The 22,089-nt window shown below is 51.8% G+C and carries 16 protein-coding genes; 12 read left to right on the forward strand and 4 right to left on the reverse strand.

Annotation, left to right across the window (positions count from 1 at the left end):
• A complete protein-coding gene (locus tag FJ146_08520; protein MBM4252000.1) occupies positions 1 to 660 on the reverse strand; it encodes a hypothetical protein in 660 nt (219 codons plus the stop codon).
• A gap of 272 nt (positions 661 to 932) precedes the next feature.
• On the opposite strand from FJ146_08520, the gene FJ146_08525 reads away from it, so the two are divergent.
• The 10 genes from FJ146_08525 to FJ146_08570 all read left to right on the forward strand — a co-directional run bounded on the left by FJ146_08525 (position 933) and on the right by FJ146_08570 (position 12,950).
• Entirely contained in the window at positions 933 to 1,700 is a 768-nt protein-coding gene (locus tag FJ146_08525) for a hypothetical protein (protein MBM4252001.1), read from the forward strand.
• 139 nt (positions 1,701 to 1,839) lie between these two features.
• Positions 1,840 to 2,307 carry a hypothetical protein gene (locus tag FJ146_08530; protein ID MBM4252002.1) on the forward strand — a complete coding sequence of 156 codons (468 nt, stop codon included), beginning with the start codon at positions 1,840 to 1,842 and terminating at the stop codon, positions 2,305 to 2,307.
• Positions 2,308 to 2,332: 25 nt separating this feature from the next.
• Complete coding sequence (locus FJ146_08535; GenBank protein ID MBM4252003.1) at positions 2,333 to 3,346, forward strand: alpha/beta hydrolase; 1,014 nt, start codon at positions 2,333 to 2,335, stop codon at positions 3,344 to 3,346.
• 65 nt (positions 3,347 to 3,411) lie between these two features.
• Positions 3,412 to 5,301, forward strand: coding sequence for an alpha-amylase (locus tag FJ146_08540; GenBank protein MBM4252004.1), 1,890 nt, complete (start codon positions 3,412 to 3,414; stop codon positions 5,299 to 5,301).
• A 70-nt stretch (positions 5,302 to 5,371) separates the two neighbouring features.
• Positions 5,372 to 6,208, forward strand: a complete 837-nt coding sequence (locus FJ146_08545; GenBank protein MBM4252005.1) for a trypsin-like serine protease — start codon at positions 5,372 to 5,374, stop codon at positions 6,206 to 6,208.
• 119 nt (positions 6,209 to 6,327) lie between these two features.
• Positions 6,328 to 6,981, forward strand: coding sequence for a GNAT family N-acetyltransferase (locus FJ146_08550; GenBank protein ID MBM4252006.1), 654 nt, complete (start codon positions 6,328 to 6,330; stop codon positions 6,979 to 6,981).
• A 94-nt stretch (positions 6,982 to 7,075) separates the two neighbouring features.
• The gene (locus FJ146_08555; GenBank protein ID MBM4252007.1) at positions 7,076 to 7,873 is read left to right on the forward strand and encodes a 3'-5' exonuclease; all 798 of its coding nucleotides are present in this window, start codon (positions 7,076 to 7,078) and stop codon (positions 7,871 to 7,873) included.
• 154 nt (positions 7,874 to 8,027) lie between these two features.
• Positions 8,028 to 9,899, forward strand: a complete 1,872-nt coding sequence (locus FJ146_08560) for a beta-galactosidase (GenBank protein MBM4252008.1) — start codon at positions 8,028 to 8,030, stop codon at positions 9,897 to 9,899.
• Between the two features lie 28 nt (positions 9,900 to 9,927).
• The gene (locus FJ146_08565) at positions 9,928 to 10,605 is read left to right on the forward strand and encodes a TonB family protein (GenBank protein MBM4252009.1); all 678 of its coding nucleotides are present in this window, start codon (positions 9,928 to 9,930) and stop codon (positions 10,603 to 10,605) included.
• 23 nt (positions 10,606 to 10,628) lie between these two features.
• Positions 10,629 to 12,950, forward strand: coding sequence for a TonB-dependent receptor (locus tag FJ146_08570; protein ID MBM4252010.1), 2,322 nt, complete (start codon positions 10,629 to 10,631; stop codon positions 12,948 to 12,950).
• Between the two features lie 21 nt (positions 12,951 to 12,971).
• Here the strand turns inward: FJ146_08570 and FJ146_08575 are convergent, their stop codons facing one another.
• Positions 12,972 to 15,302, reverse strand: coding sequence for a hypothetical protein (locus FJ146_08575; protein ID MBM4252011.1), 2,331 nt, complete (start codon positions 15,300 to 15,302; stop codon positions 12,972 to 12,974).
• 412 nt (positions 15,303 to 15,714) lie between these two features.
• Here FJ146_08575 and FJ146_08580 point away from each other — a divergent pair, with 412 nt between their 5' ends.
• Positions 15,715 to 16,572, forward strand: coding sequence for a hypothetical protein (locus FJ146_08580; protein MBM4252012.1), 858 nt, complete (start codon positions 15,715 to 15,717; stop codon positions 16,570 to 16,572).
• On the opposite strand, the gene FJ146_08585 is transcribed toward FJ146_08580, so the two are convergent.
• Positions 16,544 to 18,583, reverse strand: a complete 2,040-nt coding sequence (locus FJ146_08585) for a CHASE2 domain-containing protein (protein MBM4252013.1) — start codon at positions 18,581 to 18,583, stop codon at positions 16,544 to 16,546. The genes FJ146_08580 and FJ146_08585 overlap by 29 nt on opposite strands.
• Before the next feature lie 96 nt (positions 18,584 to 18,679).
• Positions 18,680 to 19,540, reverse strand: a complete 861-nt coding sequence (locus tag FJ146_08590) for a class I SAM-dependent methyltransferase (GenBank protein MBM4252014.1) — start codon at positions 19,538 to 19,540, stop codon at positions 18,680 to 18,682.
• 149 nt (positions 19,541 to 19,689) lie between these two features.
• Here FJ146_08590 and FJ146_08595 point away from each other — a divergent pair, with 149 nt between their 5' ends.
• On the forward strand, positions 19,690 to 21,798 hold the full coding sequence (locus FJ146_08595) for a hypothetical protein (GenBank protein ID MBM4252015.1): 2,109 nt from the start codon (positions 19,690 to 19,692) through the stop codon (positions 21,796 to 21,798).
• Positions 21,799 to 22,089: the final 291 nt, after the last annotated feature.

Raw genomic sequence — 22,089 nt, forward strand, 5'->3', positions numbered from 1 at the left:
TCAATGGTCGTAGTTTTTGATGGCCAGCACGCAGCTATCCACGCCACCGATCGACCGAAAGGGCTCGGCACCACCAAAGCTAAAGGACCGATAGGACACGGCTGCCACTGGTTGGTAACCGTGTTTATTGATGAACACATGTTGCGAAATGGGTCCGGTCAATTCGGCAACGGCACCAGTATATCCCTTGGTCCTGCCGTTCATGGCGCTCGCTTTGAGCAGTCCCTGCGCCACGCCCCGGCCAGCTGCGCGCGTATCGGTCGCGACCATGCTCTCGTGAACAAATTGCCGCATGTTCTCCGGGCCTTGGTTCTGAAAGTATCGTTGGTGTAACTCGTCAATCAATCCAAAGACGGCGCTAAACCTATCGACAATCGACTTAGACCATTGCGCAGGGTTGTCTGAACCTAGATTCTTGGCCAAAACGCAGCCGAGTATTTTGTCCGGCTGACTCTGGTCGTAGGCAACCACAGACAGCTCGTCACCTAGCGATGCCTCAAGAAGAGGGACGATCATCTCGCGCATCTCCGAACTAGAAATTTGCAGTGCTACGGCTAGGGGATCATGGTGTGCAAAAGCAGCCGCCAATAAAGACGCTGCCTGGGCGACGTCTTGTTTGCCCAATACTCTGAATCCTACGGTGTCGCTGTGGTCGTTCATGATCTGAGTTGTCTTATAGTTGGTATGGCGGACAGGGTCCTTTAGATCATACACCTGGTTATAAACAATCATTTTTTGATTGTTTTGTGTCGATGGCGGGCTGCCGGGCTTTGGAGTTAAAGGAGACGCAAAATCTTCGGAAGACGCACTTTTCTGAATTTAATGAAAGCCAATTTTTTCAGTAAATTCAGTTTAATGGATTATTGCGCTAAAGTTTTGCGCTTTTCCCGCCGATAAGAGTTCATCTTTAACCCAAGGTAGGAACACCCCCCATGCAAAACATCAATAAGTCTCTAAAGATTGGTCTTTTCATCATCGGCTTTAGCGTCATTGGCTGCGGATCTAGTGAATTCACCGGCGCCAATGAGTTCGGTACCGGCACGGGACCGAAGAGCTCCTTAAATAGCCCTGCGTCGGCCGCGAAGAGTCAACTCGCTTCAAACGAGCTAAGTGGCAGTAATCCCAATGAGGGCACCGAAAATAAAACGCCTGGCACGTCCCCCGGTGAATCAGAGTCAAATGGAAAACCAGGCACATCCACAACCGTAGTCGAAGACAAAGGGACGCCCGGCAATCAGTTGACGGAGATGGTGTGCCCAAAACGACCTGCCAAGGGCTGGGACACCTGTGAACAGGAAAAGAAATTGCGCACCGGGATCAATAAATGTCTGACCGTTTGGGGAGCTAACTCACCGTTTAACGCATCATCTCCCTACAGAAACCTGGGCGTATCGGTCAATATCCTCGGGTTCGGCTCCACCATCGAAGACACCAACGTCACGGCTGCACCAGAGTTGGTGGTAATCCCCGTCGCGGTGAATGTGCTAACCATCACAAAATACCGCCTACTTAATCCGAACGGCTGGTACTGTATGATCGCCGACGTGGGTGTGGGTGCAGCAATTGGTGTCGACCTTCATAAGACCGCGCGCCTTGCAGATAGCCGCGTCGACGTACGAATACTCACCGCTGGCTCTAACGGCCCGGCCACCGTTGATGTCCATGTCCTGTCGGCTGTTAAAGTCCGTCGCGTCGATTAAAAGTCCACATCCAGCTCCCGTACGGCGATCTTAACCCTCGAAGATCGCCGTATTTTTTTGGATCATGTTTTTGCCATTACGAATGCGTGCCGGTGTGATAAACGGAGCATCTCAACTAAAGATGCTTTAGGACCCACCCATGACGACACTCCGGACACGCCTCACATCAGTCGCTCTGATGCTGGCAGCACTTAACTCAACTGCCTTGCGTGCCGATACCTCCTTGAATCAAGCTCCCGTTTACGAGCAAGACTTTAGCGCCGAGCGCACGATATCTGATCGCGGGCGCACCATCTGGTGGCGCTACCATGCTTCGTCAAGGACACAAACTACGGAATATTTTGGCACTGCCCCGACTATGGAAGTGACCGTAATGGACACGGTGATCCTCCAACAATACTGGCTTAACCTTGCTACCCTTGAGCTAGCCATGGTCATCAACACCCCGGTGAGTAACGGCAATCAGGTCGAGAAACAATCTCCTGGCTCCGCGTCCTACCGTGACAGTATCGAGGCCATGGCCTCAGCCATGGACAACATGATAGGCTTGGATGCGCGGAACCAGGATCTGAAGGCTGCTGTCACTTACCTGCTTCAGCTGCAGTGAGCTCCCGCGCTAGCTTAATGCTAGAATGGAGAGAACACCTGGGACTGGAGATTATTTCGTGGCACAGATGTCTCTGCGTTTGCGCGTCGCCAGAATAGTCTTGAGACTGCTCCAGATTTACCTCGAATTGATATTCACCGTGCTTGCCATGCCGCCGCAGCGCATCGGTAGAAAACTGTTCCGCCTCGGGTCGCATTTACTCGACTTAGTGGGTTGGCAAGTCACCAAAATTACAAGCGCCAGCCTTTCTGTATCGCTCCAAAAGTCGCTGATTAAAGATGTCAACTGCACATGGTTCAGGCCAAGGGTTTTAAAACATAGCAGCAAAGTTATTCTATACATCCATGGGGGCGGTTTCATGATCTGCTCTAGTAAAACCCATGGCTCAGCTCTCGCCAGGCTCGCCGACAAACTCAACTGCCCTGTAGTCGCTCCTGACTATAGCCTCGCTCCTGAGAGCCCTTATCCAGTCGCTAGTAATCAGGTGTGGCAGGTGTTTCATGAACTCACAACGATGGGATATGAAGCGCGCAATATCATCTTGGGCGGCGAGTCTGCTGGCGGGTGCCTGGCATTATCGCTACTCCTGCGTCTCAAAGATGCAGGCCTTGCTATGCCTTGCGCTGCGTTTTTGGATTCCCCAATGACGGATCTGACATTTAGTGCTTCAAGCCTAGATACTCGTTGGCGCCAAGAGTGTCTGTTGCCGATCTACGGCCCTTTCACTAAGAGGCTCTACAGCAAACATTTTTTAAACTATACCGGAGACTATCAGCGCGATCTGCCAGATTTGTCGCCACTGCATGCCGATCATCATAGTCTCCCGCCCCTTTTCATAAGTTACAGTGACCATGAGATCCTGCGCGATGATGCCCGTCTCCTGATCGCCAAAGTGCGCCGCCAGGGCGGAACGGTCCATGAGTTTTGCGGTCAATGGACACCGCACGCAACTCTCATGCTCCACCATTACTTCCCCGAGGGCCAAGACTTGGCTCACGCCGTAACGAATTTCATCGCGACTCATTTAGAGCTAGGTTAAATGTGACCGTGGGATTAACATAGCCGGTATTCTCTATTAGTGGTTATAAAATAAGGGCCGTACCTATGAAGGCTATCATTGGTTCTGCAGTTGGTTATGTGTTGACTCTGCTGTTGTCGAACCAAGCTATCGCCAGCGCCTCTAAAGATCACCCCTCATCGCAGCACGGTGCCACGACCGACTTTCGGGAAGAGTCTATCTACTTCGTGATGACGGCGCGTTTTTATGATGGCGATCCAAGCAACAACTACTACAACCGTGACCGTATTAAGCTAGGTGACCCACAATGGCGCGGTGATTTCCGTGGACTCATCTCTAAACTAGATTACATTAGGGATCTGGGATTCACGGCCATTTGGATTACGCCACCTATCGAGAATCGCAGCGGCCTCGATTACCATGGCTATCATGGCTACGACTGGGAGCGCGTCGACCCTCGCCTTGAATCAGACGACGCAAGTTACCAGGACCTGATTCATGCCGTGCACGCCAAAGGCATGAAAATCATCCAAGATGTGGTCATCAATCACTCTAGTCAGTACGGAATCCGGGGCAAAGTTTGGATCGATCATCTGCCCATCAAATATTTCCGGCCTGCAAACGGTAGTACGATTAACCATGGTCCATATCTGGGTCATTTAGGTGATTACCGTAGTGAGTATCGTGAAGATAACGACAACCCACTGGCGCCGCGCTGGTTTGCTGAGCGCCAATTTAGCGACGCTGCCGGTTTAAGACCGCTACGCGATCCTGTAACTGGCGTCGTCGTTCCTAAGCCAGGTTACGATCCCCAGCGCTTTTTTGGTATCGACGCAAAAAGACTCGATCCTGATTGGTATCATTTGGACGGATTTATGGCCGGCGGTGACTGGGAAAATCCACGGGCACTACAGCGCAAGCACTTAGCTGGTGATGCCGTTGACCTGGCTACGGAGCGGCAGCATGTCCAAGATTATCTAAACCAGGCCATCCATAAGTATATTGACATGGGCATCGACGGCATTCGTATTGACACGCTGAAGCACCTTGATCGGGACAACGTGCTGTCATTTGTTGATGACTGGGTGGCCTATAAACCTGATCTTTTTGTCTTTGGCGAGAACTTAGTCAAGGGCAGTGGCCTGGGGCAGGAACTTAGCAATGACAACGCATCAGCTGTGATTAGACCGTGGTGGTACACGAGGCGGGCGACGCTAGCGAGTGATCCTTATTCGGGTCCTGATTCGGGACTTTCGGTAATCGATTTCCCCTTATTTGCGACGTTTCGAGATAATATCAAAAACGGCAATTTTAGTGGCATCGGTGCCCAGCTAAACTGGGACTGGATCTATGGTGACGCGAGTAAGTTAGTTACTTTTTTCCAGAATCATGATGTAGGTCCTGACAACGACTTCAAGTATCGGTTTGGTGGTGAGATGTGGAAGGCTGCCATGGTCTATAACCTCCTCTGGACCATCCGCGGGATACCCTGCCTTTACTACGGTGAGGAAATAGAATTCCAAAAAGGGCTACCGCAAGATATCGACGGCCCGACGATGACTCTAGACCAAACGGGTCGCGCCTATTTTGGCGCGCACTTGGCATCCTCAGGGTTAACACAGACTAAAGCACACCCACTCTATCAACACATAAAACGGCTGAACCTGATTCGTCGTTCCGTACCAGCGCTGCAAAAGGGTCGGATGCAGCAGGTGCAGGAATGGGGTAGCGGCATGTCCTTCGTCCGGGATCACGCGGAAACCCATAGTTATGCGGTCGTGGGACTCGCCGCAGGGACAGCTCAGAACATCACGGTCACGGGAGTCACACCTGGTATTTACCGAGATGCCGTCAGTGGCCAGGAATATCGTTCCGTGAACGGTAAGATCTCGTTCTCCGTGGCCGCGCACGCCGCAGCTGTTCTAGTGCTAAACGGCCCGGGTAAAATTGGCAGCGACGGACTATTTCTCCATTGATGAATCGCGTGTAGACGGAGTCAACGACCTCTGATTTCAGCTGAATGTAGATAGTTGAGGAGAAGTTAACATGACCACATCACGTCATACGTCAACCCTGTGTCTCGTCCTTTTATTACTCGGTGGATGCCGTGCCTATAAGAAACAAGAAACCAGCGAGGTCCGGATCGTCGGTGGTGAGTTTCCCCATATGAACCCAGATCAAAGGACTATGGCCCATACCGTGTCCCTCATTGCCAGAGCCACACCCAATTCAGCCATGCGTTGCACCGGCGTGGTGATCGGCCCCCACCAGGTGGTCACCGCGGCGCATTGTTTGGTTAATGCCAAACAGCTCGACATAGGCATCGGACCGCGGTACTGGCGCCTACCCGGCATTCAGACCACGAATATCATGCGCCATCCGCGGTGGACGAAGGGCTATCATTATGATGTCGGCATTGTGACTTTTAGCGGCGATCTGCCCGACAAGGTTAAGCCAGTGCCGATTGCTGACAAAAACAATCTGAAGAGCGGTGACACCGTGCTTATTGCTGGCTATGGGAGCTCGGGTGAGGTTCATCCGGATTTGCGTGGTGAGTTTGGTTTTTTGCGGCAAGTCTGGGTGGAGGTTGATCTCATGGAGCCCGAGACCACTACCTTTACTATCAAGCCTTACGCGCGCAAGGGTGGCTGCCATGGAGACTCTGGCGGCCCTGCATTTCTCGACCGAGGCGGCAAACTTGAGTTGATCGGTCTGATCTCGGGACCTAGCACTGATGCACCTTGTGACGAGGGTCACGGGACCCTGACGCAGATTGCGAAGTATCAAGGCTGGCTCAAATGCGCATTTCAATTGGCCCAAAACCCATTAGACACCTTGGCTGACGATGAGTCATCCGTCGATTGCCCCGCCTCAAAGGGATGAGTGGCATATTTTCTGTCCACGTCGACTGGTCAAAATCTGGACACAACTCGTGTCCCCTAGACCCGTTACGACTAAATTGACCGATTGCTGGCCAATCTGACCGGTAAGATCACTGGCATATAATTTGCTCCCGGTGTCGACCTAATCGCCTGTGGGAGCATGTCGTGAGTGAAAAAGGTGCAAGACAACTTGTCTTGCGATTTCCGAGTTTAAGTGACGAACAGTTATTCGAAACGGCTAGAGCTGAGAGCCTTGGTTCTAGCACGCCGTTTGCCTTCGGGTATGGCGAGTGTACTGATTTCAAAGATTACTTGCAGCTTTTGCAAAACTATCGCCGGGGCACCAATCTGCCATCCGGGCACGTACCGTCACTCTTTTTACTCGCTGAGGTCAATGGCATCGTTGTTGGTCGCATTACCCTGCGCCTCGCCCTTACTAAGTCACTCTACCGCTACGGCGGCCATGTCGGCTACGTCGTCCGCCCAAAGTTTCGCGGCCAAGGCTACGCCAAAGAAATGCTCAGGCACATCATCATCATTGCCAGAGCGCTCGGCTTCAATGGACTGCTAGTCTGCACGTCGCCGACCAATGAAGCATCGATCCGCGTCATAAGGGCCTGCGGTGGCATTTATCGCGACGAAGTTAGCTATGACGACGGGATGGTGGGGCATCGCTACTGGATAAGCTGCGCCTCGGCACTAGCCACGCCTGAACAGATGCCGGAGGTGATTCCCTTACGGTCAGTTAGTGAACCAACGTGCGTCCAAAATTAGGAGAAAAACAAAAAAGATTCATGTACTCTTTTAGCGATCACCAGACGCTTTTAAAGGAATCCTGCATGCAACTTTAAAGTCGGGAGCGTGATGCATGTATACCTGTTTCGACCTCGAAACGACTGGCCTCAGTACTTACCATGGGGCCATAGTCGAGGTGGCTGCAATCCGAACCTTTGCAGACGGCTCTACCAGGGAGTTCTGCACCCTGGTGAGCCCCCACTGCGAGGTAGAGTCTGGTGCCTTTAGGGTGCACGGTATCAGCACCACTGAGGCCCGCACCCGAGGTGGTCAGCCTCGCGAGGTCTTTGAGGACCTCCAAGAATTTATCGGTGACTCCACCGTCATTGCGCACAACGGGATCAAGTTTGATGTTCCCTATCTCCGCACTGAAATGACGCGCCATGGTCTTAATATTGGCAATAATAGAGTGATAGACACGGTGAGACTAGCCAGACACTATCTATGCGCCCCAGGGGAGAGTGCAAAACTGGCGGCATTATGCGCCAGGTGCGGCATCATCAATGAGCGAGCTCATCGTGCCCTCGCAGATACCAGAGCGACACTTGAGCTTTTCAAGCTGATACTGAAAACTGAGCCCGATCTAGACACACTTTGGAAGCTCAGCGGCTCAGTATCGATGATGGATTTAGGTGGGCGCCATGAATTCCATAAGGCGATCAGCGACGCCATCATCCATGGACTCGACATTGAAATTAATTACAAGAGCCAGGGCAAACCACCACGCCGCCGGTGGCTAAAGCCCAGAGGGTTTCTGCCCGATGGCAACGGTGACTATAAATTTGCGGCCCATTGCTATGATTCGCAGGCTGAAAAAAACTACGTTATCGGCAGGATTCTTGAGATCCTCGGGACTAGGAAGTCGTCCTGATCGCCGGCAGGTCACAATCGCAGGTCAAAGGTTTTAAACTAGACAACGCCAGAACAAATACTCTAGTGATATTAGATAACAATTTAAGAGAATTACTCTAGCATCGGGGTCTCGGAGGGCACCAGCGGCCTGACTCTGTGGAGGATCTGTTCTGATGAGGACTTTTGCCGTAGCGGCGGGTTTATCCTTCGCACTTATGGTCGCTTTTGCACAAATAACCACAGCCAATCCCAACGAGGCGACGGTGGGTCACACATTTAAAGCGAGTGGGAGCCAATTCGAGCTCGACGGTAAACCTTTTCTGATTCGAGGCGGCGATATGCACTACAGTCGCGTGCCTCGAGACTACTGGCGCGCACGGATGAAGCTACTACGCGCCATGGGACTAAATACGCTCACCACTTATGTATTTTGGAACCTCCATGAGCCGGAGCCTGGCAAGTTTGACTTCAGTGGCCAGCTCGACATTGCAGCATTCATCCGGACCGCCCATGAAGAGGGGCTTTTCGTGGTGCTCAGACCAGGCCCCTACGTGTGTTCTGAATGGGATTTTGGTGGACTCCCATGGTGGATTCTGAGGGAGCCTGACATTGCGGTTAGGACGCGAGACCCGAAGTTTCTCAGCTACATGGAAAGGTACCTGGGCAAAGTAGCCGAGCAAGTGAAAGGCCTCATGATACACCGTGGCGGTCCGATCATCATGACCCAGGTCGAGAATGAGTATGGCTCGTTTGGTAGGGACAAGGCATACATGGCTGCCGTCCGCGCCATGATGGAAAAGGCAGGGTTCGACGGTCAGCTATTCACTTCGGATAATGTGCTTGATCGCAACGACCCTACGGCATCCTTGGCCGCTGGATCGTTTAGTGATTTACCCCTGACGCTCAACTTTGGTCAGGATGAGGATGCCAACGAGGCTTTCGGGATCCTAGACAAGTACCGCCCTGACGGCATCCGTATGAATGCCGAATATTGGTTTGGATGGTACGACCATGTCGGCGATAAGCACTCTAATCGTCCCATGCAGAAAGGGCTCGATAATTTCAAGTGGATGCTTGACCGAGGCTACAACGTCAGCTTCTACATGGCCCATGGCGGCACCAATTTCGGCTTTATGAACGGCGCCAATATCGATCACGGTGTCTATTGGGCTGACACAACCAGCTACGATTACGATGCACCGATTAATGAGGCTGGGCATCCTACCGCCAAGTTTTATGCCGTGCGGGAGCTGATTAAGACTCACCTGCCGGAAGGGGAGTCAATACCGTCCGTACCAGAGACGCCAAAACTCACGCAAATTCCTGCGTTTCAGTTTATGGAACAGGCGCCGCTTTGGCAGTTACTGAAGAATCCCGTCCATGCGACTTCTATCATGTCAATGGAGGACGTGAACCAAGGCTACGGCTTCATACTCTATCGTCACAAAGTAAAAACTAATTATAAGGGCAAGCTCCAGGTCCTCGATGTACGCGACTACGCCTGGATTCACCACTCTGGGGAATTAAAGGGAACTCTAGATCGCCACCTGAAGCAAGACGACTTGGATGTTGATCTTAAATCGGGCTCGGATCTTGATATTCTGGTCGAGAACCAAGGCCGCGTTAACTATGGGCCAGATATGACTTTCGAGCGCAAGGGAATAACCAAAGAGGTCAGAACCTCACAGGGTACACTTAGCGACTGGGACATATACCCGCTGCCACTTACAGACCTTTCAGGACTCCGCTTCTCTCCTGTTACCGATAAAAGCGACAGCAAGCAACCAACCTTCTACCGCGCAGAGCTAAATTTAAATGAGGTTGCTGATACCTATCTTGACACCCAAAGCTGGGGGAAAGGCGTCGTCTTCGTTAATGGGCATAATTTGGGGCGCTACTGGCATATTGGCCCCCAACAGGCGCTTTTTTGCCCTGGTGTCTGGCTCAAAAAGGGCCGCAATGAGATCATAGTTTTAGAGCTCGAGAAGGCACCGGAAGCAATGACTATGCAGGGCCTTGATCATGCGGTTTTCGATATAGATTAATGAACAGCATAACTCACGTGACTACTTGATGAGCATCCCACGGCCAAACCACAAATCGACTATGGTGATGCTGTCGTTCGCGATATTCATCCACGTGGGAGTCCTTTGGCGTAGTTGCACGCCGCAGGCGCCTATAACACTTGCGGGTGGCGGCCAAGTCGTCCACCTGACCATACCGGGAACAAAAGCGCTGAGTGCTCGCGCCCATCCTCGCATGAAGCGCAGCAAAAAGGTCGCGGCGTCACACCAACTACCAACAACAAACCCTCCAGTTATCGCCGCCAACCAAGAGTACGGTGATCCACTAGGGAGCGAGTCCCAAGCCCCTGTCGGGACCGCGTCGGCTACCATCGGAGACGCCGAGCCAACCGGGCCCATCGATCTTGGACTTGGTGCTGCCCAGGGATCATTAGGCACCTTTGAATCCCTGATACTCGAGCAAATTCGCGACCACGAGTATTATCCAAAGTCGGCCCGCCTGCGCCGTATGGAGGGAGATGTCATGGTGGAGTTCACACTTCAAGCTGACGGTACCCTTACAGAATTAAAAATTGCTGGATCCTCGGGCCATGATCTCCTCGACACCACGGCGAAGGAAATCATGATCGCAAGTAGTCCGTTCCCCGCACCTTCAAGTTACGGTCTTGGAGAGCGTCACTACGTCCTTCCTATGTATTTTAGAGTTTCCCAAGATTTGACAGAGTAACGGTAAAGAATCGGAGGCAGACGATGAAACTTGATCGGCGCAATTTATCACTTTCGCTCGTAATACTCGTCAATAGCTCGCAGCAAATTTTTGCCGCTGATCTCAAAGGATCTGCTATCTCTATCCCCAGTGCTCCAGCAACCGAACTGGATAAACCATCCCAGGGTGGGAAGTCAACAGCACCCACGGCAGGAATTCCCAAAAACAAAAATAACCTGCGTGGCATCACGATCACCGGAGATGAGGAAGCTCAAAAACGCACCCCAGGATCGACCAATGTGATCGGTCAGGACACCATCGAGAAACACCACCAATCTGATCTTCAACGCATGATCTGGGAGGTACCAGGACTGTATTTCCAAGACGAGGACGGCTACGGTCTACGCCCAAACATAGGCATGCGCGGCACCGGAGTCCTTAGGAGTCAAAAGATCACGGTGATGGAAGACGGGATCCTTATCGCGCCAGCCCCGTACGCTGCTCCCTCTATCCACTCTCTACCCATCGCCGGCAGGATGGAGTCCGTCGAGGTACGCAAGGGATCTAGCTCCATTGAATATGGGCCTTATACGGTAGGTGGCGCGATCAACTTACGCTCGACCAGCATACCGGAAGCTCCTTGGCGTGCGAAAGCTAACGTCGCCATCGGCGAACGCTATGGACGCCGGGTCCACTTAAATATCGGGGGGTCGCAAAAAAACTTCGGTTGGCTCCTTGAAACCTATCAGCTTGGAGAGGACGGCTACAAGCACATTGATGGCGGTGGTACCAACCGCCTCTCGGCTCAAGATGTGATGGGCAAGATGCGCCTTAACACCGACCCGGACGCCAGCAGTTACCAAGAGCTTTTACTCAAACTCAGCGTATCGGGTGAAAACTCAGCCGAATCTTATCTAGGTCTGTCGCAAGCCGACTTCGATCAATCACCATATCGCGTATATGCTGCGGCTCAAAAAGATCAGATGAAACTATCGCGCCAAGCTGTTTCTCTACGCCATAGTATCGAATTCTTGCCAAAATCCATATTAACTACGACCGTTTATCAGCAAAAACTAAATCGTAACTGGTATAAACTTGATAGCGTCAAAACCGGTATTACGGCATCCAACATCAAGTCCATCCTCTCAGATCCAATCAAATACTCATCCGAATACGACGTCATACGCGGGACGACTAGTAGTGCGGATGCCCTAACCGTGAAGGCAAATAATCGGCGGTTTTACAGCCAAGGCGCTGAATCTATTTTAAGTCAGACATTTGGAACAGCAACCAGACATGAAATAAATATTAGCCTTAGGCTACATAAAGACGAAGAAGATCGTCTACAAAATGACGATCGCTATCAAATGAACCAGGGATACTTAGTCCGTACTACTGCGGCTACACCTGGCACGGGTAATGGCAATAACCGTATCGGCAGCGTAGCCGCCCTCGCTGCCTACGTCATTGACAATATCGAAATGGGCAACTGGAATCTAACCGTCGGTGCGCGGCATGAAGCACTAGAACTAAATCAGGATGATTACGGTGCCTCCGATCCTGATCGCGTAAACACTCCAACCAATAAGCAAAGTAAAATTGCACAGACCCTACCAGGCGCCGGAGCTGCATACAGACTTACGCCACAACTTTCTGTATTCACGGGAGTTCATCGCGGTTTCGGCCCACCGACTCCCGGATCGGAGAGTGACACTAAACCCGAGACCAGTTGGAATGTCGAAACGGGCGTGCGTTATCTCAGCCAAATCTTTAATGCCGAGTTCACTGGATTTTATAATAGCTACGAAAATATTCTTGGCCGTGACCTATACGCCAGTGGCGGCCAGGGTACAGGAGCTCAGTTTAATGGCGGCAAGGCACTGATCAAAGGGGCCGAGTTTGTGGTCCGCACAGATTTGGGCGCTCTCATTGGACTAGGTTTAAAAGTACCAACATTCGCCAACTACACCTACACAGACGCTCGCTTCGAGTCTAGCTTTTCGACCACACTCGAAGAGTGGGCGCCGTCAGTGACAAAAGGTGACTATATGCCGTTTGTCCCCCATGGCATGGGCGGCTTTGGCATTGGCGTAGCAAAAACAGGTTATCCAGATCTTCATATTATTGGTCATTATCAAAGCCGCACTCGAGTGCAAGCCGGAAGCACCGACTTAAATCGAGTGGAAGCGATCCCCAGCTACGCAGTCTTTGACCTCACCAGTGGCTATGATTTTGCACCCGGCCAACGTCTCTACATCGACGTGCGCAATGTGACGGCGCGCCGCTACGTGGCGGCCTTGCGTCCAGCCGGCGTCAGGCCAGGAATGCCGCGTACGGTCTGGGCTGGAATCAGCCTAGCCCTCTGATGTCGCGTTGTATAAGTGGTGTCAGGGATGCCAAGCGCAGCGGAAGGAAGTAAATCCGTCTGCGTACTCTGACTCCACCGTGAGATCGGCGGTGAAAAGGCCAGATCTGTTGGCATCGGCAACTCCGTTTCCGCCGCGCCTTAATGCGCCCCCGCTTCCATTTGTGCCACCGCGGTACCAGCCCACGCCCTCGCTCGTGCTCCATGTATCGGTCCACCACGATTGCGCCGCGTTTCGTGGTACGAGCATCGCTAACGTCATATCGACGGTTGGCGTTAGGTCGCCAAATTTCTGCCAGGAGTTGTTGGCGGGTGTGGGCTTACTGGTCGCGTTACTCAAATCTACCCACTGCCAAGCGTTACCGCTTAAGTCCCAGAGAATTTCGGCATTGGACAGAGAAAACGTACGCCGCTGCTCGGCTCCAAGTGCACCCTGTAACTGCCCTGTACAAGTGCCCCCATGCACCCAAGCCTTGCCATCGCTTGAATCTGGCGCACACACCGAGCCCGGTGAGCTGTCGCTGTGACCTTTCACTAAGGCACCACTTCCGACTGCACCACCAGTCCAATTATCCGAGCGATTTGCGGCATTCGCCGCTATCGTCATCCACTCGCTATTGGTCACTAGGTGATACCCTGCGCCAAGATTCTGACAGGCGTTTTTCGCAAAAGACTGCGTGACATTGACCCATGGTGCGCCACCGGCATCAGAAGTGGCGACGTTATTTACATCAGAGGCTGCGTATTTCATAACGCAGAAATCTGTTGTACTGTACACGGTATCTCCCGGTACAGGGATCCAAGTCCCACCAGCTAAAGCATCACAGCCATACATGGTTTTCATGCCTGGATTAGCGGAGTAAACCGGACTAGTCGGCCCATTGGCATCCTTGTAGCTGTATACCGCAAACCTATAAGTTGTGTTTGATGCAACCGCCGCGGTGATAGTGGTAGTCAGCGCTGCTCCAGCGTAAACAACATTAGCAGAGCCAATGACGTTACCGCTCGTGTAAGAGACTAAATCGCTTGGAGTCGAGGTGATCGCTCCAGCCGTAGACATGAGAACCAGGTATCCGTCTACTCCGGTCACCGCCGACCAAGCCAGAGTGATCTGTCCGGCAGCGACGCTGAGTGTCGTGGCGGTGATTGTCGGTGACGAGGGGCGAACGATCGGCGTCGCGGGAAAGCTGGTGTTGAGTCCTGGCGTCTTAGGTGCATCGGGATCACCAAAAGCTGAGCTACCTGCAACCACATTGCCCTCAAGCGGCAGAATCAGAGAACCTGTGGTCGTGGACCCAAAGACACCGAACAACGTCCCACTAAGAACCTTACCAGCTGTAGGTAGTATGAGTTGTCCACTGCTAGCAGTGCCCCCTACTCCGTAACTGGTACCCGTCAGAACTTTAGTGCTTAGCGGCAGGGTAACTCCTCCACTGACTCCGGCAACTGTGGACCCATCGAGAACTTTAGTCGCAAGTCCTGCTGCCATGGCGGCTGGATAATCTGCTGAGGCTAGACATCCGGTAGCACCGTCACTTGCGCAAGCAACCAGCGCGGGTGTGACACTGGTACCGGCAACGCCGTAGGCACCTGCTGCCGTAGACACCTTGTCCGCTGCTGGCAGCGTCACATTGCCCCCAACTCCTGCGACAGTGGCTCCGTCTAGTATCTTACTTGCAAGCCCCGTGGTTGCCGCCGCTGCGTAGGACGTTGTTGCAATGCAGCCTGTAGCACCGTCGGCACCACAGTCTGCGAGACTCGCCATACAAGCTTTGGTCCCCGTAGCGACCGTGCCTTTGGCGTCGACAAATTTTTGACCTGAGCACACAGCTTCCGCACCCGCCGTATACACAGAAAAGTCTCCGTTACCTTGACTGGAAAAAATGATGAGCTGTCTTGTTGAGGCTTCCGACTCAAATTTGACGGCGTAAAGCCCCCAAGGCAATTCGTCAGGAAGTTTAAGAACACCTTCAGTGCCACTACTGATCGTCAAGCTGGCCTCGTAGCTGGCACCGATTAGTGCAGTGGCTCCAGATGCCGTGGACAATGCCTCGAGCCGAACTTTGGTGTTAGCCAGGGCAGCGAGATTCTCTCCCTGCAGTGTTAAGTCCTCGCCGGGAGCAACGACAAATTTCGATAAACTAGCTACTTTAAACTTAGCCCGTTCCACGCGGACACTCGTAGCGCCCTCTTCGCTTGAACGCCGATCGACAAGCTTAACCGTGCGATTACATCCGGCACCCAAGAGCAGGAACGTCACGATGAAAAAAAGCATACAGCAACTGTTCATCAACTGGCGTGACAGACGATGGACAAGCATAAACTGTGCGCTATGTAGCGTCTTGTGACCCATAGAACTCCTAGTAACCCACCCTTCGTATCGGCGTACATCGCCGAATTCTTTAGTGTTTTACCCTCAAGTCCAGAACCAGCATGTGTGCCCAACCTAGTTATAAGTGACGTAATATTAGTCACTTAGATTGGGGCACTGGGACTTGAGTCGGAATTGACAGGGTAGCATGCAAGCACGCCCTCCCGCCCAAAAAGGGTTATCAACGATAGTGGGTCGGTGGCTTTGGGCTAAGACTTGAGATCGTGCATATTCCTGAGTGGCGTCGTAGTGCGAATTGCAGAAAACATAGCAAAAACCATCAGGTGCAAACTTCGACTCTATGTCGCCGTGTTGATTGACTTTTTATGAATTTCTCAAGATTTCATCCCATTGTGTCGATATGCGTCGCAAGTGGAAATAAAAGGTCTATAAAATGCATAAGCTTGGTAAAAATTTGCGGTGTCGAGTTCCCGTCCTTAGCACTGTGCTAACAATCTCCTGTAGCACCGGGCTACAAACCGCAAGTGCGGGTGGCACAGGATCGGTACAAACCGATGCAGTACACATGGAAGAGAACACAACTCAAATCTCAGGCGGCTCTTCGGACGCGAAGTCGAACGAATCCCACGCGTCGCACAGAAGTGGCAACCACACCGGAGCTAATCAAGCCGCCACAGGAGCCGCCAGAGGAGCTGCCACAGGAGCCGCCACAAGTGCCGCGGGTATCGGAGTCAGAGACCAGGCGAGCGTCCCAGTAAACATAGCTGGTAGCTACGACGGTCGGAAGTCGGATGGCCCCACTGATCAAAGCGGCCTGTTCGCTATTCCTCCTCAACCTATTGGTGGATCCTTGGATCGCGGCAATACAACTCTAGGAGAACAGCCCATAGCAGTCATTAACCCACCTGGCACCGGAGGCCCAGCAACCAATGGCTCCGAAAACATCATGGCCGGTGGTGACTACGTGAGCTCGGAGCTCCTGATCAGCTGCTCAAGAAACTACGCCAACCGCGGATTTTTTTGGGACGGAAGCTGTAGGGTTGTTACCCCAAACGGCACAGCATTAGACATAGCGACGGAGACCACAACCCACTCTTGGTCGATTGCTACTCCACCCGGTTGTAACCCTTTACGCACAGAAAACGCTGACCCCGGTTTGCCAAGTTACCTCGTAGTGACTTACATCAGGGATGTGCCTGAATCGTGCCTAAACGGAAGTACCGTCAGACTCCAAGCCGTGATGACCAACAATCAGCAAAGGATCATGCTGACTGGTGCTCTTGTCCAGTAGTAGCGTCGCTAGCTTCCGCGTTGTTCTTCAATTTAACTATTACAAAGGTGACGTCGTCACTGAATTTCGCTTTAGCACTGGCATCTAATCGACTCGTACAGCGCAAATCGAGCAGATTGCGCAGCCCCGCGGCACTCGAAATGTCTGCACTGTGAATAAGCTTGGTCAAGAGTCGAAGGCTAGGTTTCTTATCGACAGGACAGGTTGCATCAAGAAGGCCATCCGAAAACAGTATCAACATGTCGTCAGCTTTGATTTGACTACTACCAATGCGCGTGTCTATCGCCTCGCTAGTGTGTCCTAGTAGGTTGTTGGTGGGACTTGAAAGTACAGTGATTTTGGCGTCCTGGACGACGAAAGCTGGTTCGTGACCAGAATTGAGGTAGCAAAAATGACCTGTGTGCAGATCGATAATTATCGAGAGCATCGTCATGTAAAGATTTTCACCAGATGATGTACGCATGATCTGGTTTAAGCACTCATGAACCAATGCTAACGGAGCTGGTTTACCCTCTTGCCTCCGATGCGCCTCATGCAGAGCGTCCGTGGCGCCTTTGGCAAATGATGCCAGCATTGCCGAAGCAGCACCATGTCCGGTCACGTCACCCAAATGCACATATAGCCAGCGATCTCCGATCACACCATGGGCAAACCAATCGCCTCCGATGGTCTCGGCTGCAATATAAGTGGCTGCTAATTCAAAGCTGGCGTGATTTGCCGTTAATGCTGGTAAGAAATCGCGCTGCAACACTGCAGCCGTTTTTCTCTCCGACTCGAGAAAAATGCGGCGTATGCTCTCTCGTTGTCGCTGTTCACTAAGGCCGATGACCGCCGATCCCAGGATACCCAGCATCGGGAGCAGCCATTTTACCTCGATGCCCCAACCGATAAAAAGATAAAGGAAGCAGGCCAAAGTCACCGTGAGGCACCCTGCCAAAAGTAGAAAAAACCTCGATGGATTGGTCGTAAAACCGATAAATAGACCGACAAAGGATAGGATTAAAATCAGCTCGTAGGAATATCCCACCGCACGCAGCCAACTTTTATTCAGCACAGAATTTAAACAGGAAATTAGAGCAAAAGGTCCGGGAATAAGACCAAACGGCGAACTTACAAATCGCGTCACCCCACTTGTGTATTCAGTCAAAATAACAACGACATCATCTGAGTTAATATCGGAAAACATAAAACGATCACCAGAGAAGTAGCCCCCAAGTGACCGAATTCTTGGCGCAATCACATCGGTGCTTAGATAATCAATTGGCAACAACCCACGCTTGTCGAGGGCGATTTCGTAGCCATCGATCTTCAACTCACTATCGATGACGCTTATCGAATCCGCAGCTTGAACGCTAAGATGGGGCAATGCCGCAACGTCATTGATCAAGACTACAGGAGCCAAATAATGCTCGGCAAATTCCACGAAATGCCCGAACCTGTTAAAGGCCTGCAAATACGCTCCCTCTGGACCGTAGATGAATGCTGGCTTCATTCTGCGGATGGGACTCGGTGCTCGATCTTTCCCGTCAATCAGGATCGGCAATCTTTTATCACCGATCACAGTTCGATGTGCAATCGGATCCGACGCTATCATGACACCCGTGATGATAGGTGTTTTTAATGATGCCAATGTTGAGGCAAGAGCGGGGTCAAGCTGTGTCGACTCACTCCGCTGCGAAAACATGGCATCAAGGATAATCTTACGAGGAGACTTCGCGTCAATCGCATGCAAGACCTGAACTAAATCCCTACCAGAAAGTCTGACCTCACCGCGCTTTGCCGCCGTGGGATCATCGACGGCGTAGATCTTGATCCTAGGATTGAGGTGACCCTCCCCCACTGCGCGGCGTCGCACCGTGAAATTCACTTTACTAGTGATATGCTGATGCAGATAGTCACCGAGCCCGAAGGCCTCAGCACAAATAAGAAGCAGCACCCATGATCCTAGTAGCCTGCCTGCAGAACTATTAAGACCTCTGCCCCAGATCCCGATTTTTTCGCGTAATGCCATATCGCGCTGATCGGCAATAAACTTGCATATTTTAGTAGCGAGATTACCGCGAGCCACACCTGTGATTTGGAGCAGAATGATAATACGACATAATGTCTATTTATCATCGATAGTTGGAACACCAACCCAGATACGCTCGTACCAATTTTTGGGATGTAGCCACTGAAACCACACTTGGTTCCCGTCCATCAATTCACGCCGCCAATCAGCAACTCCACTGTCGCTCTCGGTTTTCCAGCCTGTACCCTCAGCCAGCTTGCCAAACTCGCCAGGAGCAGTAACCGTCAACATCGGTTCACCGATACGACTCACCAAGCGCGATCCAATTTTTAGTCCGTGAGGCAAATAGGACAAAGCTAACCGACTGTCCTTTGACGAGCGCCCCGCGATGCAGGCCATCGTCTGTCGAATTTGCTCCGCGGTGAGATACATGACCACACCCTCCCAAATCCAAACAGTCTTGAGTCGCGAGTCGAAGCCTGCCGCGTCAAGGCATGCACCGAGATCATCAGTTGTAAAATCAATAGGCAACAGCTGTACCTGATCCGCGCACTGCACCAAACGATCTAGGGCTTTCTTTTTCACCTCTTGCGTTGCCGGGTGATCTACCTCAAAGACCTTAACATTCTTGAGTGATTCAAGACGCCAGGCTCTTCCGTCATAACCCGCACCGAGAATCACAAGCTGATCAAATGGCAGTGAATTCTCGATAACCTGGTCGAGGATCACTGTACGAAATTGAAAATTAACCGCTAGCGAACTCCAAAAGGTCTCTAGTTTGTGGGCCAGAAATTTGCCCATCTTTGATTTCAGCGAAGCCTCGAAGCTACGAAATTGCTTGCCCAAAAACACTTCGGCAGTCGGATCCCTGAATCCTGGCACCCATGGGGCTCGATGCCCGAGAGCACGCATGATGGCAACAAAAATCGCCGTCTGACTACCTTGTTTTTGCTTCACACTTGCTCCGTGATGGTACTGTTTTTTGCCTCATAGCGAGAGAGGATATACACTCTCAATTATATCATAAGCCCCTTCGGGGGCTGGATGCGTCTACCCGAAAAGGTTTGTGCCTCGGATTTTTTTGTTACGCGCATACGGAGACATTCATGGAATCCATGAAGTCAAAATTACGTTTCATAATCGCCGCAATATCTGTCGTGCAATGTACCAGTACGACAGGCTTTAATCTGAAGACTATGCGCAGACAGCCACTTTACTTCGGCCTCCAGCAGTCAAAGCAGATACAAATTGCTAATTCCCATGCTGGCGATGAAGAATGCGGACAAAAGCCACTCGCATACGATCAGACGCTAGGTTGGCGCCGATGCTTACCGGCAAAACTTGGCATTGACCAGGCTAAACTGGAATCTGCCATCAAGTCAGCCGCAGACCCTAAAAATCGCGTCACTAGCATCTTAGTCACGCGCCATGGTTATATTGCCGCCGAGGCCTACTTTGGCTGCGACGACGAATCAGGGACCAGCAATTGTACTAATGCATCGACCGTTCATCATAGCTACTCCATGGCCAAGAGTGTCACCGCCACGCTGATTGGGTTAGCAATCGCGGACGGTAAAATCCCCAGTGTCGATGCCAAGGCTGGAACTTGGATTCCTCAGTGGCGCTACCCCGGATGTCTACCCCGGTGTGACGGGCGCCAAAACATCACAATACGACACTTGATGACCTTAACAAGCGGCCTCGACTGGTCAGAGGACTGGAATAGCGATCGCGGTGTTTGGAATTTTCCTGGTCAATTTGATTTAGCGATGATGGACGGTGCGGGTCGATCACGAGATCCGGTGGCCTACGTCGCACTTCAGGGACTCAGGGAGCGCCCAGACGGGGAATCCTATCAACCAGGTGATTATGCTTTTTACTCTACCGGTGACCCAGCGGTACTATCGCAGGTCATTCAAGAGGCCATTGGCCAGTCCGTAGCCGACTACGCCTATACGCGCATCTTTAAGCCGATCGGCATGACTGCTGAGTGGCTGGGAGATATGAGTGGTCGGACCCGCTCTTATGCCAGATTGTATGCTACAGCGCGCGATTTTGCTAAATTCGGACAACTTTACCTGGACCGTGGGCGCTGGCAAGGGCAGCAACTCATCCCAAGAGATTGGATCGATGCTTCACTAACGCCATGCGGGGGACTTTGGGATTCTAAATTGAGTTTGGCTCAGCAAAAATGCTTCGCCTTTTATGGTTTTTTGTGGCACCTCGATATGCCGCTCAGGTTTAGCAGCCAGGCGCCACCTTCCTTAAAGGTTGCCGCATTCAAGCCCGAAGAGCTCGAAGACTTACCCCATGACGCCTACTTGGCCGAGGGCATATTTGGTCAAATGATTGCCATTATTCCGTCGCTCGACATGATCATCGTGCGCACAGCCGACGATGATCGTAGCCTGGAGGTACAAGATCGTGCGGCGGTACAACTCGTCAAGCATATAGTCGCATCGGTAAAGGACCGCAATGAGCTGCAAGGAGGCCCCTACCAGATCCGCAACATAAGTACGAACCAATGCTTGATTCAAGTGGATAAGCAAAAACTCGGCCCAAAGACATCGGATATTAGTGTGTCCACCTGTAGTCCCGCACGAGCCCAGCATTGGTACCTGAGTCCTTTACCTGGTTACAGTTATGTACAACTGCGGCATCTCGCAACCGATAACTGCCTCGCAACATCAACTGAGAGGGCCACGACGTTCCAGGATCTACATCTTGAAAGATGTGAATCAGGGAAAAACGTGCAGGCATTCATGCTTGTTTCTCTCCCCCACGGCGAAAAAAAGATTGTGAGTAAGACAACCGGCTTGATCGGTGACACGTGGCAATTTACTCCCTCCACCCATCTATCGACCGACACAGTCATTTCGCAGCGCAAGTTCTCGGGGCTAATATCGCTCAATGGTCACTATCAGGTGCTGCTTAAGGAGGACGGCTCACTGAATTTGATGGCATCATCACGCAGAGTTTGGTCGAGCCCTCCCAACAAATCTCGGGCGTCTGGCAACTTCTCACCCCCAGTTTCAGCCAAGCTACTTGATAATGGCAATCTAGTGATCATCGATCAGAAAAATCAGATCGTCTGGCAATCCGGCACCGCTGGTCACGGGCTACCACCATTTCGCCTTGTGATCACCAACGATGGACAAATGCTTCTGCGTGATAGTCTTGATGAGATCATATGGCGCGCTAAACGCGAAAGCTAGATATAACCATTCCTCGCGGGTCCAAAAGTAGGCGTTGTTTTCGGCCCACGACAGTCTGGGCGTACTCGGTGCAAAATTGCGTTTCAGGGCGTTTTTTGCTACCCGTAGACTGTGCTTCGAATCGGTGGTGGGCTTGAACTTCTTCTTGTATGCAGCCATTAACGCAATTGAATAGCGAAGCGTAAGGCCATATTATTTCTAAGAATTCTTTTTTTTCATTAAAGATCCCAAAACATTCTCCGATGGATTTTTTGTAGGATCGTGTGTCTCCAGCGAGTCTGGAACTACTGG

Source organism: Deltaproteobacteria bacterium, from assembly GCA_016874735.1.
Taxonomy (GTDB): domain Bacteria; phylum Bdellovibrionota_B; class Oligoflexia; order Oligoflexales; family CAIYRB01; genus CAIYRB01.

Coding starts and splice junctions, on each gene's coding strand:
- FJ146_08530 (MBM4252002.1), top strand. CDS start 1,840: ATGACGACACTCCGGACACGCCTCACATCAGTCGCTCTGATGCTGGCA.
- FJ146_08545 (MBM4252005.1), top strand. CDS start 5,372: ATGACCACATCACGTCATACGTCAACCCTGTGTCTCGTCCTTTTATTA.
- FJ146_08575 (MBM4252011.1), bottom strand. CDS start 15,302: ATGGGTCACAAGACGCTACATAGCGCACAGTTTATGCTTGTCCATCGT.
- FJ146_08535 (MBM4252003.1), top strand. CDS start 2,333: ATGGAGAGAACACCTGGGACTGGAGATTATTTCGTGGCACAGATGTCT.
- FJ146_08580 (MBM4252012.1), top strand. CDS start 15,715: ATGCATAAGCTTGGTAAAAATTTGCGGTGTCGAGTTCCCGTCCTTAGC.
- FJ146_08595 (MBM4252015.1), top strand. CDS start 19,690: ATGGAATCCATGAAGTCAAAATTACGTTTCATAATCGCCGCAATATCT.
- FJ146_08525 (MBM4252001.1), top strand. CDS start 933: ATGCAAAACATCAATAAGTCTCTAAAGATTGGTCTTTTCATCATCGGC.
- FJ146_08585 (MBM4252013.1), bottom strand. CDS start 18,583: ATGGCATTACGCGAAAAAATCGGGATCTGGGGCAGAGGTCTTAATAGT.
- FJ146_08540 (MBM4252004.1), top strand. CDS start 3,412: ATGAAGGCTATCATTGGTTCTGCAGTTGGTTATGTGTTGACTCTGCTG.
- FJ146_08565 (MBM4252009.1), top strand. CDS start 9,928: ATGAGCATCCCACGGCCAAACCACAAATCGACTATGGTGATGCTGTCG.
- FJ146_08555 (MBM4252007.1), top strand. CDS start 7,076: ATGTATACCTGTTTCGACCTCGAAACGACTGGCCTCAGTACTTACCAT.
- FJ146_08560 (MBM4252008.1), top strand. CDS start 8,028: ATGAGGACTTTTGCCGTAGCGGCGGGTTTATCCTTCGCACTTATGGTC.
- FJ146_08570 (MBM4252010.1), top strand. CDS start 10,629: ATGAAACTTGATCGGCGCAATTTATCACTTTCGCTCGTAATACTCGTC.
- FJ146_08520 (MBM4252000.1), bottom strand. CDS start 660: ATGAACGACCACAGCGACACCGTAGGATTCAGAGTATTGGGCAAACAA.